The following is a 14798-nucleotide window of genomic DNA, read 5'->3' as shown; positions in this document are numbered from 1 at the left end:
CAGGTCACCCGTTCTTCCCCGCCGTGGGCGCGGGCGAGGGCAGGTAGCCGCCCGCGCCGTCGCCCGTCCCGTACCGCCCGGACTTGCCGCCGAGCTCGTTCTGCAGCGCCAGGATCGCCACGACCTGCCCGGAGGAGGTGTCGACGGTGTCGACCGTCGACACCGAGTCATCGGTGTCGGACCCGCGCAGCGCGGCGATCAGCCCGCCCTTCTGCGCCGAGGTGGCCGGACCACCGACGACGGTACCGCGATCGGCGGCGTCGAGTGCGGCGGCCAGCGAGATCAGTGCCTTGTTGGCCTCGGCCCCGCCGTCGTAGGCGTAGACGTTGGACGGGGCGACCATCACCGCGACGGTCGCGTGCTGGCCGGGCTTCCCGCTGGTGGTGATGTACCCCGCCTGCTTGAAGCTGTTGAGCACGGTGCCGCCGGAGGGGTCCTCGCGGCCGGTCTTGGCGGCGTCCCTGGTGACCAGGGCGCTCGCGAGCACCGCGCCCGCCTTGGTGTAGGGGCCCGCGTCGGCGGGGAACTCCACGCCCCCGGTCTTGAGCTGGGAGGCGAGCTCGTCGACGGTGCCGCGCTGGTCCTCGTCCAGCAGCTTCTTCTGGATCGTGACGCGGCCGGTGACGGCGGCGCCGGCGGCCTTGGCCAGCTCGCCGAGCTGCTCGATGCTGTCGTCGCCGGCGCCGGGCGTCTCGACCAGCACCAGCGACTGGCCCTTGAGCCGGTCCGCGACGATCTGGGGCGCGAGGCCGGCGGCGAACTGCTCCTCGCCGCGCAGCTGCCGCTCGCTGCGCCGCTGGTCGAGGCGGGCCTGCTGGGCGGTCCGCGCCGCCGAGTTGGCCTGCTGGCGCAGGGTGTCGCTGACCGAGTCCGACAGCGTCGTGGAGCCCAGCACGATGCCGAGCGCCAGCGCCAGGAAGATCGCGACGATGGAGACGAGGTGGTAACGGAAATCGATCACGTGAAGAGTCCGGTCAGCCAGAAGACGAAGGCGTGCCAGCGGTCGGCGAGCAGGGGACTGATGACGTCCCCCGCCGGTGACATGGCGACGGCGGTGACGATGGCGACGAAGGCGCCGAGGACGAGGAACAGCAGCGACCAGGTCGAGATGCGGCTGCGGTACAGGCGGCTGACGCCCTTGGCGTCGACGAGCTTGCTGCCGACCCGCAGCCGGGTGAGGAACGTGCTGGCCATCCCGGCGCGGCCCTTGTCGAGGAACTCGACCATGTTGGCGTGGGTGCCGACGGCGACGATCAGCGTGGCGCCCTTGTCGTCGGCGAGCAGCATCGCGATGTCCTCGCTGGTCGCGGTGGCGGGGAACACCACCGCCTCGGTGCCGAGCTCGTGCACCCGCTTCAGGCCCGGCGCACGGCCGTCCCGGTAGGCGTGCACGACGATCTCGGCGCCGCAGGTGAGCGCGTCGTCGGAGACCGAGTCCATGTCGCCGACGATCATGTCGGGGCGGTAGCCCGCCTCCAGCAGCGCGTCGGCGCCGCCGTCCACCCCGATCAGGACCGGGCGGTACTCCCGGATGTAGGGGCGCAGGGTCGCGATGTCCTCGCGGTAGTGGTAGCCGCGGACGACGATCAGCGCGTGCCGCCCGGCGAGCTTGGTGCTCACCTCCGGCACGCCGACGCCGTCGATGAGCAGGTCGCGCTCGCGCTTGACGTACTCCATCGTGTTGGCGACGAACGCCTCAAGCTGGCTGGCGAGGCCCGCCTTGGCCTCGGTGAGCGCCGTCTCGACGGTCTCGGCGGTCTGCGCGGTGCCCTTGGCGACGACCTCCTCGCCGCGGTGGACGGTGCAGTCCTCGACGCGGACGTGGTCGCCCTCGGCCAGCCGGGTGAAGATCTCCGGGCCGACGTCGTCGACGAGCGGGATGCCGGCCTCGATGAGGATCTGCGGGCCGAGGTTCGGGTACCGGCCCGAGATGCTCGGCGCGACGTTCACCACGGCGCCGACCTGGCACGACACCAGCGCCTCGGCGCTGACGCGGTCGAGGTCGACATGGTCGATCACGGCGACCTCGCCGGGCTGGAGCCGCTTGGTGAGGTCCTTGGTGCGGCGGTCGAGGCGGGCGACGGCGGTGACGCCCGTCCGGCCGTCGTCGCGGGCGCGGCCCAGCGCGAGCACGCGCCTCGGCAGCTTCTGGGCCAGCCGGACGCGCCGCTCGGTGGTGGGAGACGGGTCTTTCATCACCGACCATCCTGCCAGAGGGCGGGCGTGAACATCGGCAGTGGCGGACGTCCAGGCGTGTCCGTTCGCATACCCTCTGTAGTTTTCACGCCCCCGAGCGCCGTTCGCCCGATCAGCGCGCCCGATCCGGACGGCCGGTGCGCCGGACCAGCGCGATCGGCGCGCCGGATCCGGCCGGTCAGCGCTCCTCGGCCGCCATCGCCAGCAGCTCCTCGGCGTGGGCGCGGCCGAGTTCGGAGTCCTCCAGCCCGGCGAGCATCCGCGACAGCTCCCGGACGCGGCCCTCGCGGTCCAGCGCGGTGACGCCGCTGCTGGTGACGGTGCCGTCGTCGGACTTCTCGACCATCAGGTGCTGGTCGGCGAACGCGGCGACCTGCGGCAGGTGCGTGACGACGATCACCTGCGCGTTGCGGGCCAGCCGGGCCAGCCGGCGGCCGATCTCGACGGCCGCCTTGCCGCCGACGCCCGCGTCCACCTCGTCGAACACGAACGTCGGGACGGGGTCGGCGCCCGCGAACACGACCTCGATCGCCAGCATGACCCGCGACAGCTCGCCGCCGGAGGCGCCCTTGTGCAGCGGCAGCGGCGGCGACCCGGGGTGCGGCGCGAGCCTGACCTCGACCTCGTCGAGGCCGTGCGGGCCGTAGTCCTGCGAGCGGCTGACGGTGACCTCGACCCGCGCGTGCGGCATCGCCAGCGCGGTCAGCTCCTCGGTGACGGCGCCGGAGAACCGCTCGGCCGCGCGGGTGCGGACGGCGGTCAGCTCGCCCGCCTCGGCGGCGAGCCGCTCGGCCAGCTCGGCGTGCTCGGCGCGCAGCTCCTCGATGCGGTCGTCGTCGCCCTCCAGCTCGGTGAGCCGCGCCGCCGAGCGCCGCGACCACTCCAGCACGCCCGCGACCGTCGCGTCCGGGCCGCCGTACTTGCGGGTCAGCGCGGTCAGCTCGGCCCGCCGCTCCTGGACGGCGGCCAGCCGCGCCGGATCGGCGTCCACCGAGTCGGCGTAGGAGGCGAGGTCGGTGCCGACGTCGGAGACCAGGTAGCCCGCCTCCGCGAGCCGGTCGGCGAGCCCCGCCAGCTCCGGGTCGTGGTCGCGGACGGCGTCCAGCGCGTTGCGGGCGGCGCCGAGCAGGCCGACGACGTTCGCGGCCTCGAACGCGGCGGCGGGGTCGCCGAGCAGCGCCTCGTGCGCGGAGTCGGCGGCGCCGTGCAGCGCGTCGGCGTGCCCGAGCCGCTCCTCCTCGGCGGCGAGGTCGACGTCCTCGCCCTCCTTCGGCTCGACCTTCTCGATCTCCTCCAGCCCGAACCGGAGCAGCTCCGCCTCCTGCTCGCGCTCGCGCGCCCGGGTGGTCAGCTCCTCCAGCAGCGCGCTCACCTGCCGGTGCCGCTGGTAGGCCTTGGTGTAGGCGCGCATGGGCTTGGTCAGCGCGCCGCCCGCGTACCGGTCGAGGGCGCCGCGCTGCCGGGCCGACTGCAGCAGCCGCTGCTGGTCGGACTGGCCGTGCACGGCGACCAGGTCGTCCGCGAGGTTGATCAGCACGCTCACCGGGACGGACCGGCCGCCGAGGAACGCCCGCGAGCGCCCCTCCGCCGACACCGAGCGGGTGACGATCAGCGCGCCGTCGTCCAGCTCGCCGCCCGCCTCCTCGACGCGCTCGACGACCCGGCCGCCCGGGTCGACGACGATCCGGCCCTCGACGGTGGCGCGGCCCGCGCCGGGACGGACCCGCTGCGGGTCGGCGCGGCCGCCGAACATCAGCCCGAGGCTCGTCACCACCATCGTCTTGCCCGCGCCGGTCTCGCCGGTCACGACGTTGAACCCCGGCGACAGATCGAGCACGGCCTCGTCGATCACGCCGAGGCCCCGGATCCGCACCTCATCGACCATCGGACGCACCAGCGTCACAACCCTCCGCAATACAGATCCCCGATCGGCGCCTGTGGAGATTATCCCCTCTGCCCGCCCGGCGCCTCCCCGTCCTGGGCGGGCGAGGGCCGCGCGGGCTGCCTGACCCGCCCCCGCCACCCCGTCACGGGCAGGCCGAACTTGGTGACCAGGCGGTCGGTGAAGGGGGTGAGGTGCAGCCGCGCGAGCCGCACCGGCAGCGCGCCCCTGCGGACCTCGACCCGCGCGCCCGGCGGCAGTTCGAGGGTGCGGCGCCCGTCGCACCACAGGACGGCGCGGGGCGTGCCGTCCAGCACCTCCACCGCGACCAGCGAGCGGGGCGACACCACCAGCGGGCGCGCGAACAGCGAGTGCGCGCTGATGGGGACGACCAGCATCGCCTCGACCTCCGGCCACACCACCGGCCCGCCCGCGGAGAACGCGTACGCGGTGGACCCGGTCGGTGTGGCGCACACCACCCCGTCGCAGCCCCAGTTCGACAGCGGGCGGCCGTCGATCTCGGCGACGACCTCCAGCATCCGCTCCCGCTCGGCCTTCTCGATGCTCGCCTCGTTCAGCGCCCACGTCGTGCCCATCACCGAGCCGTTGCGGCGGACGGTGACATCGACCGTCATCCGCTCCTCGACGTCGTAGCGGCGGTCGACGACGCGGTCGACGGTCGCGGCGAGGTCGTCGCGCTCGGCCTCGGCGAGGAACCCGACGTGCCCGAGGTTGACGCCGAGCAGCGGCGTACCGGACGTGCGGGTCAGGTCGGCGGCGCGCAGCAGCGTCCCGTCCCCGCCGAGGACCATGACGACCTCGGCGTCCTCGGCGGCGGCCGTGCCGGGCCGGACGTCGACGCCCGCGCAGCCGATGTCGTCGGCCTCGCCCTCCAGCACCCGGACGGAGATCCCGGCGGCGCCGAGCCGCTCGATGACCAGCTGGGCGCTGCGGACCGCCTCGCGGCGCCCGGTGTGCGCGACGACCAGCACCGACCTCTCACTCATAGCCACCCTCCACTCCACCCGCTCCCTGGCACGCCCCGGTGCGGGGACGGCCTCCGGACCAACGCCCGCCGTAGGGGCGATGGTGCCCGGACGTTCACCGCGGGCCCTCCGCGATCGCCTTCGCGAGGTCGCCCTCGTCCAGCGGCGGGGCCCCGGCGCGCAGCCAGAGGAAGTACTCCACGTTGCCGGACGGGCCCGGCAGGGGGCTCGCGGTCACCCCGAGCACCCCGAGCCCCAGCGTGCCCGCGTGCGCGGCGACCCCGCGCACCGCCTCGGCGCGCAGCTCGGGGTCGCGGACGACGCCGCCCGCGCCGACGCGGTCCTTGCCGACCTCGAACTGCGGCTTCACCATGAGCGCGTAGTCGGCGTCCGGTGCGGCGCAGCGCCGCACCGGTCCGATGACCAGCTTCAGCGAGATGAACGACAGGTCGCCGACGACGAGGCCCGGCGCCGCGCCGAGCATGCCGGGCTCCAGGTCGCGGATGTTGACCCGCTCCAGGACGGTGACCCGCTCGTCGGTGCGCAGCGACCAGGCGATCTGCCCGTACCCGACGTCCACGGCGTCCACGTGCGCGGCGCCCGCGCGCAGCAGCACGTCGGTGAACCCGCCGGTCGAGGCGCCCGCGTCCAGGCAGTGGCGGCCCGCCACCTCCAGCCCGGCGAACGCGGCGAGCGCGCCCGCGAGCTTGTGGCCGCCGCGCGAGACGTAGCCGGGACCGGTGTCGGCCTCGTCCACGACGATCGCCGCGCCGGTCTCGACCTGCGTGGCCGCCTTCCCGGCGCGCTGCCCGCCGACCCGCACCCGCCCGTCGGCGATCAGTTGCGTCGCCTGCTCGCGCGAGCGCGCCAGGCCGCGCCGGACCAGCTCGGCGTCGAGCCGCCGTCTGCTCATCCGCGGCTTCCCGCGTTGCCGGGGGCGACGGGTTCTCCCGGACGGGGCCGCAGCGCGCTCGGGAAGGCGGGCCGCTGCGGCTGGGGCGGCTGCCCCGGCTGGGCGGAATCGTCGTCCTGGTCGGCGGCGGCGAGCAGCTCCTGGAGCCGCTGGTGCACGTCCTCGAAGATCTCGACGTGCTCGGGGACGGGGCGTCCGGGCAGGTCGCCGAGCCGGGCCAGCGCGGCGTCCACGCGCGGGTCGCCGGTGGGCTCGGGCGGCGGCGCCGCCGCGACCTCCGGCTCCGCGGCCGGCTCCGGGGGCGCCGCCGTGCCGGCGTCGCCGGTCGCGCCGGGGTCTCCGGCGTCCCCGGCCCGCGGCTCGGGCACCTCGTCGGACATCACGTTCCACCTCCCAGTGGCCCCCGGCGCACGCGCCGGGTCGCTCCGGTCTCGGTCAGAACGCTACCGTCCATTCACGACAGCGTCGCCGACCGAACGGGGGGACGGCCCGACCATGGCGACCGACGAGGAGTGCCGGGCGGCGCTCGGCCGTGTGGCCGAGCGCCTCGCCGGGGTGGACGCCGAGCGCGGCGCCGCGCAAGTGGTGGGGCGCACGATAAGCTGCCGCGTCCCCGATCTGGGGCTGGCCTACCGGACGCGCCTGCACCGCGGCGGACTGGATGCGGTCACCTCCGATCCCGCCCCGCAGGACGCGCAGGTCAGGCTCACCGTGGCCAGCGACGACCTGGTCGCGCTGGCCGACGACGAGCTGAGCCCCGCCAAGGCGTGGGCCACCGGCCGCCTCAAGATCGAGGCGAGCCTGTTCGACCTGCTGCGCCTGCGCAAACTGCTGTGAACCGCAAGCCGCTGTGACCCGCGGCCCGCCGGTCAGCGGGCGTGGTAGGCGCGCGGCAGCCGGAGCCCGCGCGCGGCCATGACGGTCCGGAGCCGGTCGGGGTAGTCGGTGATGAGGCCGTCCACGCCGTCGTCGATGAGCTTGTTCATGGTCGGCGCGTCGTCCACCGTCCACGGGACCACCTTCAGCCCGAGCCGGTGCGCCTCGGCGACCATCGCCTTCGTGACGTAGGGGCGGTAGCCGGGGTCGGTGACCTTGCCGTTCTGCGGGAAGCCGTGCACCGGCGAGAACGCCGACGCGCCGAACGAGCGGACGGCCCGCAGCGGGTCGCCGCCGAAGTCGTCGATGTCGATCCCGCCCAGCCACGGCGACTTCCCGGGCTGGCCCGTCTGGAGGAAGTCGTAGTTGGTCAGCGCGACCAGCGGCAGCCGCGGCTCGACCCGCCGCATCCGCATCAGCGCGCCCCAGTCGAAGCTCTGGATCGTCACCTGCCGCAGCAGGCCGGCGCGCCTGACCTCGCGCGCCGTCACCCGGACGAACTGCTCGCGCGGCGCCGTCTCGCTGGGCGCCCCCGCCTCCACCTTGGTCTCGACGTTCAGCTTCACCCCGGACGCCCGGTACCGGTGGACGAGCCCGAACACCTCGCGTAGCAGCGGCATCCGCGCGCCGGGCGCGGCCTTTTGGCCGGGGAAGTCCGGCAGCGTCCGCGAGCCGCAGTCGAGGGTCCGCACCTGCTTCAGCGTGAGCGTGTTGACGTACTTCCCGGCGTAGGGGTACTCGGGGTCACCGGGCGTGGCCGGGCCGGTGTCCTGGCACTTGGCCGGGTTGACCCGGCGGTCGTGGGTGACGACGGCCTGCCCGTCCTCGGTGATCTGGACGTCCAGCTCCAGCGTGCTCACGCCCAGCTCCAGGGCGTTCGCGAACGCCGGGAGCGTGCTCTCGACCACCAGGCCGATCCCGCCCCGGTGGGCCTGGAGGTCGAACGCGCCCCGATGGTGCCCCTGCCCGGGCTGCCCATGGCCGGGCTGCCCGTGCCCCGGGCGCCCGTGCGCCTCGCCCGCGAGAGCGGGTCCTGCCGTGCCCAGCGTCAGCGCGGTGAGGCCCACCGCCAGGGCGGTACGACGCATGCCTCTCATGACCGGCTCCCTTCCGTGTCCTGCGGGTCCGCCGATGCGGCCCGCCGGACACGGTCGGGTGCGCGCGCGACCGCCAGGGGTGCGGCCGGTGGCCCCCAGGGGAACGGTCGATGTCCCTCCAGGTCAGTGGTAGGCGAGGCCCAGCGTGTCGAGGGCGGCGGTGAGCGCCTCGGCCGGACGCGGGCCATCGCTCTCCCAGGCGGCGGACGCCAGCGCGCGAAGGCCGTCGTAGGGGTCGCCGGACCCGGTGAGGCCGATGGCGCCGCCGTCCGCGCGCGCCGTCCAGCCCCGGCAGTGGTGCCCCTCGCCGTCGCGGACCGGCTCCGGGTGCGCGACGAGCAGGCCGGTCAGGTCGGGCGCGAGGAAGCTCGGCCGCCGGTCCGGCGGGGCGGTCAGCACCTGAAGGTGGTCGGTGACGCCGGTGAAGACCAGCAGGCTGTCGGCGCCGCCGTTGCGGGCGCCCTCGATGTCGGTGTCGAGCCGGTCGCCGACCACCAGCGGGCGCCGCGCCCCGGTCCGCCGCACCGACTCCTGGTGGAGCGGACGCTCGGGCTTGCCCGCGATGATCGGCTCGACCCCGGTCGAGGAGGTGATCACGCGTAGCAGCGCCCCGTTGCCCGGGTTCGGCCGCGCGCCGCCGCCCGGGATCGTCAGGTCGGCGTTCGAGCCGACGAACAGGGCGCCCCCGCCGACCGCCTGCGCGCCCTCGGAGATCAGGTCGTAGGAGATCCCCGGGGCGAACCCCTGGACGACGGCGGCGGGACGCTCGGACGCCGTCGACACCGGCCGCAGACCCTCCGCGTACAGGGCCTGGCGCAGCCCCGTCCCGCCGACCACGAGCACCTTCGACCCGGTCGGCACCCGCTCGGCGATCAGCCGGGCCGCGGCCTGCGCCGAGGTGACCACGTCCTCCGCGGACGCGGGGACGCCGACGTCCGCCAGCAGCGCCGCGACCGCCGACGGCGTCCGGGACGCGTTGTTGGTGACGAACGCCAGCCGCTGCCCGGCCGCGCGGGCCTTGCCGAGCGACTCGGCCGCCCCGGGCACCGGCCGCCGGCCGACGTAGACGACGCCGTCCAGGTCGAGCAGGGCGACGTCGTACGCCTCGCTCAGAGGGCGGTCACAGCCTTTCATCGTGCTCCTCTGCGGTCGGGGTGAAGGGGGGCGGGGGTCAGCGGCGGGACGCGAGGGTCGCCCTGGCGTGCCGCAGGGCCTTCGCGTAGTCCTCGTTGTCGGGGCGCATCGCCACCGCGAGCGCCAGATGCTGGACGGCGCCCTCGAAGTCGCCCATCCGGCTGAGCGCGAGGCCCAGCCCGAAGCGCGCGTAGTCCTCGGCGGGCTCCTCCTCGACGATCTCCCGGAAGCTGTCGGCCGCCGCGCCGAACTCCCGGACGCCGAACTGCGCGCGGCCGAGCGCCTCCCGGATGCTGTGCGACTCCGGCTCGGCGTCGGCGGCGCGCGCCAGCAGTTGCAGCGCCGCCGCCGCGCTGCCCGCGCGGAGCAGCTCCAGGCCCCGCGTGTACCACTCGTAGACGCCGCCGCCGGGCTGTGCGGACTGCCCGTCCGGCGTGTCGCGGTCGTCCGGATCTCCCGAGCCGTCCCCGGGGGAATCCTCCGGCCGTCCCGGTCCTTGAACACTCACGTGGACCTCCCCTCGGACTCTGATCACCTCGACGGTACCCGGAGGCTGGACACGGACCCGTCCGTGGTTACCATGCCCACGGTGGACGACGACCTCCCCTCCGGGCTCGCCCCGGACGAGTTCAGTGCCCAGATCTTCGGGACGGCGGGACCCCGGGCCGGAGGCGGCCTGGAACTGGCCCCGTTCCGAGGTGTCCGCTTCGTCCCCGAGGTGGTCGGTGACCTGGCCTCCGTCACGACACCGCCGTACGACCTGATCGACGACGCGGCGGCGCTGCGGCTGCGGGCGTCCGACGGGCACAACATCGTCCGGCTGAACATGCCGCGCGCGACGGGCGAGAGCTACGACGAGGCGGGGGTGCTGCTGCGCCGCTGGCTGGACGAGGGCGCGCTCACGCTCGACCCCCTCCCCGCCCTCTACGTCTACGAGGCCGCGAAGGACGGGACAGTCCTGCAACGCGGCCTCATCGGCGCGCTCGGCCTGCGCGCGGAGGCGGACGGCGTCGTCCTGCCGCACGAGAACGTCTTCCCCGGCCCGGTCCGCGACCGGCTGGCGCTGATGTCGGCCGCCCGCGCCAACCTGGAGCCGATCTTCCTGGTGTACGAGGGCGGCGGCGACGCGACGCGGGTCGCCGACGACGCCGCCGCCGGGGCCCCGCTGCTGGAGTTCCGCTCGGACGACGGCCTGACCCACCGGCTCTGGCGGATCACCGACCCGGCCCTGCACGCCCGCGTGGCCGCCGACCTGCGCGACCGGCGGGCGCTGATCGCCGACGGCCACCACCGCTACGCCACCTACCGCGCCCTCCAGGCCCGCCACCGGGCGGCGGGGAGCGGCCCCGGCCCCTGGGACCGGGGCCTCGCGCTCCTCGTCGACTCCACCCGCTACCCGCCGCACCTCGGAGCGATCCACCGCGTCCTGCCGGGCCTTCGCCCGGACGTCGCCGTCGAGAAGGCCGCGCGGGTGTTCAACGTCACACCCATCGCCGGTGAGCGCGCGGCGCTGGAGGCGCTCGCCGCGGCGCCCCGCCCGGCGTTCCTGCTCGGCGGCGGCGAGGGGTTCCACCTGCTCACCGACCCCCATCCGGCCGCGCTGGCGCGCTCGATGCCCGCCGCCCACTCCGCGCGCTGGCGGGGGCTCGACACCGCCGTCCTGGACCACCTGCTGATCGGCGGCGTGTGGCGCATCCCCGCGAACGAGGACGCCATCGAGGTCGTCCACGACGACCCGTCCGCCGCGACCGCCCGCGCCCGCCGCACCGGCGGCACCTCGGTGATCCTCAACCCGCTCAGGGTCGAGGACGTCCTGGCCGTCGCGGGCGGCGGCGAGCGGGTCCCGCGCAAGTCCACCTCGTTCGGCCCCAAACCGCGCACCGGCCTCGTCCTGCGCCTCCTCGACCCCGGGAGCGACCGTTGATCGACAAGATCGCCTGGATCCGGCTCGTGGACGGGCGGGTGCTCAGCACGCGCTCGCACGGCAAGGACGCCTACTACCTGCCCGGCGGCAAGCGCGAGCCCGGCGAGTCCGACGCGCAGACCCTCGTCCGCGAGATCAAGGAGGAGCTGACGGCCGACCTCGTCCCGGACACGATCGCGCACCTCGGCACCTGGGAGGCGCAGGCGCACGGCCACGCCGAGGGGGTCACCGTCCGCATGACCTGCTACACCGCCGACTACACGGGCGAGCTCACGGCCAGCGCCGAGATCGCGGAGGTCGTCTGGCTCGGCTACGCCGACCGCCCCCGCGTCTCCCCCGTCGACCGGCTCATCTTCGACGACCTGCACGCCGGCGGCCGCCTGCTCTGAGCGGCACGGCTGGCCGCCGGGCCGTCCCCGGGACGATGATCGGGGCATGGACGACACCACGACCACGATCACGCCGCTCGGCGGAGACGTCTACGAGATCGACACCCGGATGGCGGGCCACAGCGGTATCACCGCCGGATACCTGATCCTGTCCGACCGGCCATGCCTCGTGGAGCCCGGGACGGCCGGGTCCGCGCCGGTCGTCCGCCGCGCGCTGGCCGACCTCGGCGTCGGCCCCGCCGACCTCGCCACCGTCGTCGTCACCCACATCCACCTCGACCACGCGGGCGGCGTCGGCGACATCGCCGAGACCTACCCCGGCGCCGAGGTCGTCGTCCACGAGAAGGGCGCCCGGCACCTCGCGTCCCCGGAGCGGCTGATGGCCAGCGCCCGCATGATCTACGGGGACAGCCTCGACACGCTGTTCGGGGAGCTGAAGCCGACCGACGCCGCGCGGATCCGCGCCGTCCAGGACACCGGCGTGATCGACCTCGGCGGCGGGCGGCGGCTGGAGTCGCACTACTCCCCCGGCCACGCCAAGCACCACGTCGGGCTGATCGACTCCGCGACCGGCGACCTGTACGTGGGCGACGCGGCGGGCGTCTACATCCCCGAGACCGCGGACGTCCGCCCCGCCACCCCGCCGCCCGACTTCGACCTCGACACCGCCCTGGCCTCGCTCGAAAGGTTCCGCGCGCTCGGCCCGCAGCGGCTGCTGTTCGCGCACTACGGGCCGGTCACCGAGGTGGACGACACGCTGGAACGATCCGCGGAGGAACTGCGGATCTGGGTGGACGCCGTCCGGGACGCGGCCGACCAGGACCTCGACCTCGACCACGCCGTCGCGATGGTCGTCGACCGGACCAAGGACCGCTACGCCTTCGCCCGCGAGGACGCCGACCCCGAACTCGCCGCCCGCTACGAGATCATCAGCAACACCGAGAGCAACGTCGCCGGGATCATGCACGCCCTCAACCGCCACGCGTGACGCGGTGCGCTCCGCCCGTCAGGAGTCGGCGGGCGGCCGCTCCTCGTCGTCCGCGTGGTCGGGCTCCAGGAAGACCGCCGGCGCCTCCGGCACGTCCTCCGCCGGAACGTCCAGGATCTCGGGGTCGGCGGGCTTGAACTCGATCGCCGTGGCCGCGACCACCTCGATCACGCCCTCGGGCTCGGGCTCGGGCGCCTCGGTCACGGCGTCCTCGGCCTCGGCCATCTCCGCGACCTCGGGCTCCCCCAGATCCGGGGCGCCGCCCTCCTCGCTCCGCGCGGCCTCCGCCTCCTCGTCCTCCTCCTCGGTGTCGAGGATGTGGAGGCCCTCCAGCTCCGCGTACCGCTCGGCGGCGTCGGTCTCGCCGTCCCGGTCGGCCGCCGCGGACCGCGCGAACCAGTCGGACGCCTCGCCGGCCCGCCCGGCCTCCACCAGCGCGTCGGCGTAGGCGTAGAACAACCGCGCCGACCAGGGACGCAGCCTCCGGTCGCGCAGCTCGGGGATCTGCAACGTCACCACGGCCGCGTCGTACTGGCCGAGGTCGCGCCGCACACCCGACTCGACGATGCGCAGCTCCACCCGGCCCATCGGGTCAAGGCGCGCCGCCTCCGGGGCCTTGACCAGCTCCAGCGCGCGTTCGGGGCGTCCGAGACCGCGTTCGCAGTCGGCCATCACCGGCAGGTAGGACTCGTCGCCCGCGCTGAGCCGCCGCGCGGCCCGCAGCTCGGCGAGAGCCTCCCCCCACTCCTCGGCACGGTAGGCCGCGAGCCCCGCCGCCTCCCGGACGATCCCGACCCGGGACGCGAGCCGCCGCGCCGCCCGAGCGTGCTTGTACGCCTTCTCCGGCTCGTCCTCGGACAGCTGCCCCGCCATCACGAGGTGCCGCGCCACCTTGGTGGCCAGATCCTTCGGCAGCGTGCGCAGCTCGGCACGGGCCTCCGCGTCGAGCTCGTCGCCCGTCACCTCGTCCGGCAGCAGCGGATCGTCATGCTTGGGCGCCGGACGCTCCTCCGGCCTTGCCCGGTCGCGCGGCGGCCCGTAGGACCGTCCGCCCTCCTGCGGCCGCCGGCCGCCGCGCCCCTTGAACGACCCGCCCCCGGGACGCCCGTCACGCTTGCCGTCGAACTTCCGTCCGCCCGGACGTCCCTCACGCTTGTCGTCGAACTTCCGGCCACCGGGACGGCCCTCGCGCTTGTCATCGAACTTGCGACCGCCCGGACGGCCTTCACGCTTGTCGTCGAACTTGCGGCCACCGGGACGGCGCTCGTCACGCCCCTGGAACCGCCGCTCTCCCTGACCGCCCTCGCCCCGGGGCCCGCCGAACCGGTCGTCCCGGCGCTGCGCGCCGCCCTGGCCGCCACGTGGCGCGCCCGGACGTCCGTCACGCCGCTGCCCGCCCTGAGACGCGCGGGGCCCACCGAAGCGACCGTCACGCCGCTCGCCTCCGCCGCCCTGCCCTGGACGCGAACCACCCGAACGCTCTCCGCCGCCCTGACCACCGGGACGTCCGTCGCGACGCGGACCGCCTTGACCGCCCCGGAACCCACCGGGACGAGCATCACGCCGCTCGCCGCCGCCCTGCGCACCGCGCGGGCCGCCATAGCGCCCTTCGCGACGCTCACCGGCCTGGCCCGGACCACCGAAACGCTTCTCACGACGATCACCGGAAGAGTCGCTCCGGCGGTCGTCCGACCGCTTGAACGGACGGTCCGACCGGCGGTCGTCCCGAGGCCCGCGCGCGTCGCGGTCCTTCCAGCCCCCGCCGGCGGGACGGCCACGGCCCCCCTGCGGCGCACCACCGCGCGGCGCGGCCCCGCGAGGCCCACCGCTCTTACGCGGCGCCCCAGATCCCCTCGGGCCGCCACGAGCGTTGCCCTCACGACGGACAGGCGGCTTGCGCCCCCCGTTGTCCCGCCGCCGCTCGCGGTTGTCGTCGCTGCGGCCGTCCTCTTCCGCGCTCATCACGTCCGTCACTGTTCTTGAAGGTGGTTCGTGGACACTTGCAGCCTACTTCGGCAGGTCCAACACATGCGTCGAGGGCCGCCCCGTGAATCGGTGCGACCCTCGACCAATATGAGTCCGGCGGCGTCCTACTCTCCCACACAGTCCCCCATGCAGTACCATCGGCGCTGAGAGGCTTAACTTCCGGGTTCGGGATGGGACCGGGTGTTTCCCTCTCGCCAAAACCACCGAACGACCAACCCCAACACCCCAACCAACCAGGGGCGCGGGAAACTCATCGTCCGAGACCAGGCTCGAAACATTCACTTATCAACACACAGGTTCCCGTTTGTTTTCCGGGAACCACACAGGGACGCGAACACCACACAGCGACATGCCTTGAACGTATTGTGTGGTCAAGCCACTCGGCCTATTAGTACCGGTCGACTCCACACGTTACCGCGCTTCCATC

The 14798-nt window shown here is 74.7% G+C and carries 14 protein-coding genes and 1 rRNA gene; 4 read left to right on the top strand and 11 right to left on the bottom strand.

Annotated features, from left to right (window positions below; translation table 11 throughout):
• Window positions 1-4: 4 nt before the first annotated feature.
• From KLI87_RS26405 to KLI87_RS26380, 6 genes are all read right to left on the bottom strand, one after another.
• Complete coding sequence (locus KLI87_RS26405; protein WP_214619139.1) at window positions 5-961, bottom strand: copper transporter; 957 nt, start codon at window positions 959-961, stop codon at window positions 5-7.
• The gene (gene steA, locus KLI87_RS26400) at window positions 958-2196 is read right to left on the bottom strand and encodes a putative cytokinetic ring protein SteA (protein WP_156216905.1); all 1239 of its coding nucleotides are present in this window, start codon (window positions 2194-2196) and stop codon (window positions 958-960) included. Before steA ends, KLI87_RS26405 begins: the two co-directional genes overlap by 4 nt.
• 178 nt (window positions 2197-2374) lie before the next feature.
• Entirely contained in the window at window positions 2375-4081 is a 1707-nt protein-coding gene (gene recN, locus KLI87_RS26395; protein ID WP_156216906.1) for a DNA repair protein RecN, read from the bottom strand.
• 59 nt (window positions 4082-4140) lie between these two features.
• Window positions 4141-5085, bottom strand: a complete 945-nt coding sequence (locus KLI87_RS26390; RefSeq protein WP_156216907.1) for an NAD kinase — start codon at window positions 5083-5085, stop codon at window positions 4141-4143.
• Between the two features lie 94 nt (window positions 5086-5179).
• On the bottom strand, window positions 5180-5977 hold the full coding sequence (locus KLI87_RS26385) for a TlyA family RNA methyltransferase (protein WP_156216908.1): 798 nt from the start codon (window positions 5975-5977) through the stop codon (window positions 5180-5182).
• Entirely contained in the window at window positions 5974-6357 is a 384-nt protein-coding gene (locus tag KLI87_RS26380; RefSeq protein ID WP_214619138.1) for a hypothetical protein, read from the bottom strand. The genes KLI87_RS26385 and KLI87_RS26380 overlap by 4 nt, the downstream gene beginning before the upstream one ends.
• A 115-nt stretch (window positions 6358-6472) precedes the next feature.
• Between KLI87_RS26380 and KLI87_RS26375 the strand changes: the two genes are divergently transcribed.
• Window positions 6473-6814 (top strand): SCP2 sterol-binding domain-containing protein, encoded by a 342-nt coding sequence (locus KLI87_RS26375; RefSeq protein ID WP_214619137.1) that lies wholly within the window; start codon window positions 6473-6475, stop codon window positions 6812-6814.
• A gap of 32 nt (window positions 6815-6846) precedes the next feature.
• Here KLI87_RS26375 and KLI87_RS26370 read toward each other — a convergent pair whose 3' ends face one another.
• The 3 genes from KLI87_RS26370 to KLI87_RS40375 all read right to left on the bottom strand — a co-directional run bounded on the left by KLI87_RS26370 (window position 6847) and on the right by KLI87_RS40375 (window position 9592).
• Window positions 6847-7950, bottom strand: a complete 1104-nt coding sequence (locus KLI87_RS26370) for a glycerophosphodiester phosphodiesterase (protein WP_250904285.1) — start codon at window positions 7948-7950, stop codon at window positions 6847-6849.
• Between the two features lie 123 nt (window positions 7951-8073).
• Window positions 8074-9084, bottom strand: coding sequence for an HAD-IIA family hydrolase (locus tag KLI87_RS26365; RefSeq protein ID WP_214619136.1), 1011 nt, complete (start codon window positions 9082-9084; stop codon window positions 8074-8076).
• A gap of 37 nt (window positions 9085-9121) precedes the next feature.
• A complete protein-coding gene (locus KLI87_RS40375) occupies window positions 9122-9592 on the bottom strand; it encodes a tetratricopeptide repeat protein (RefSeq protein ID WP_214619135.1) in 471 nt (156 codons plus the stop codon).
• Between the two features lie 72 nt (window positions 9593-9664).
• Between KLI87_RS40375 and KLI87_RS26355 the strand changes: the two genes are divergently transcribed.
• Genes KLI87_RS26355 through KLI87_RS26345 form a run of 3 tightly spaced genes read left to right on the top strand, consistent with a single transcriptional unit; the run spans window position 9665 to window position 12385 of the window.
• Window positions 9665-11008 (top strand): DUF1015 family protein, encoded by a 1344-nt coding sequence (locus KLI87_RS26355; RefSeq protein WP_214619606.1) that lies wholly within the window; start codon window positions 9665-9667, stop codon window positions 11006-11008.
• Complete coding sequence (locus KLI87_RS26350; RefSeq protein WP_156216912.1) at window positions 11005-11397, top strand: NUDIX domain-containing protein; 393 nt, start codon at window positions 11005-11007, stop codon at window positions 11395-11397. Before KLI87_RS26355 ends, KLI87_RS26350 begins: the two co-directional genes overlap by 4 nt.
• Window positions 11398-11443: 46 nt before the next feature.
• Entirely contained in the window at window positions 11444-12385 is a 942-nt protein-coding gene (locus KLI87_RS26345; protein WP_214619134.1) for an MBL fold metallo-hydrolase, read from the top strand.
• 18 nt (window positions 12386-12403) lie between these two features.
• On the opposite strand, the gene KLI87_RS26340 is transcribed toward KLI87_RS26345, so the two are convergent.
• Both KLI87_RS26340 and rrf read right to left on the bottom strand, forming a co-directional pair.
• Window positions 12404-13348, bottom strand: coding sequence for a hypothetical protein (locus tag KLI87_RS26340; protein ID WP_308166180.1), 945 nt, complete (start codon window positions 13346-13348; stop codon window positions 12404-12406).
• A 1114-nt stretch (window positions 13349-14462) separates the two neighbouring features.
• Window positions 14463-14579, bottom strand: a 5S ribosomal RNA gene (rrf, locus tag KLI87_RS26335).
• Between the last annotated feature and the right edge of the window lie 219 nt (window positions 14580-14798).

Origin of the sequence: Actinomadura sp. NEAU-AAG7 (assembly GCF_018603865.1) — a bacterium.
GTDB classification, from domain to species: domain Bacteria; phylum Actinomycetota; class Actinomycetes; order Streptosporangiales; family Streptosporangiaceae; genus Spirillospora; species Spirillospora litoris.
This window is presented reverse-complemented; position numbering and strand designations above follow the sequence as displayed.

Coding starts and splice junctions, on each gene's coding strand:
- steA (WP_156216905.1), bottom strand. CDS start 2,196: ATGAAAGACCCGTCTCCCACCACCGAGCGGCGCGTCCGGCTGGCCCAG.
- recN (WP_156216906.1), bottom strand. CDS start 4,081: ATGGTCGATGAGGTGCGGATCCGGGGCCTCGGCGTGATCGACGAGGCC.
- KLI87_RS26390 (WP_156216907.1), bottom strand. CDS start 5,085: ATGAGTGAGAGGTCGGTGCTGGTCGTCGCGCACACCGGGCGCCGCGAG.
- KLI87_RS26385 (WP_156216908.1), bottom strand. CDS start 5,977: ATGAGCAGACGGCGGCTCGACGCCGAGCTGGTCCGGCGCGGCCTGGCG.
- KLI87_RS26380 (WP_214619138.1), bottom strand. CDS start 6,357: ATGTCCGACGAGGTGCCCGAGCCGCGGGCCGGGGACGCCGGAGACCCC.
- KLI87_RS26375 (WP_214619137.1), top strand. CDS start 6,473: ATGGCGACCGACGAGGAGTGCCGGGCGGCGCTCGGCCGTGTGGCCGAG.
- KLI87_RS26370 (WP_250904285.1), bottom strand. CDS start 7,950: ATGAGAGGCATGCGTCGTACCGCCCTGGCGGTGGGCCTCACCGCGCTG.
- KLI87_RS26365 (WP_214619136.1), bottom strand. CDS start 9,084: ATGAAAGGCTGTGACCGCCCTCTGAGCGAGGCGTACGACGTCGCCCTG.
- KLI87_RS26355 (WP_214619606.1), top strand. CDS start 9,665: ATGCCCACGGTGGACGACGACCTCCCCTCCGGGCTCGCCCCGGACGAG.
- KLI87_RS26345 (WP_214619134.1), top strand. CDS start 11,444: ATGGACGACACCACGACCACGATCACGCCGCTCGGCGGAGACGTCTAC.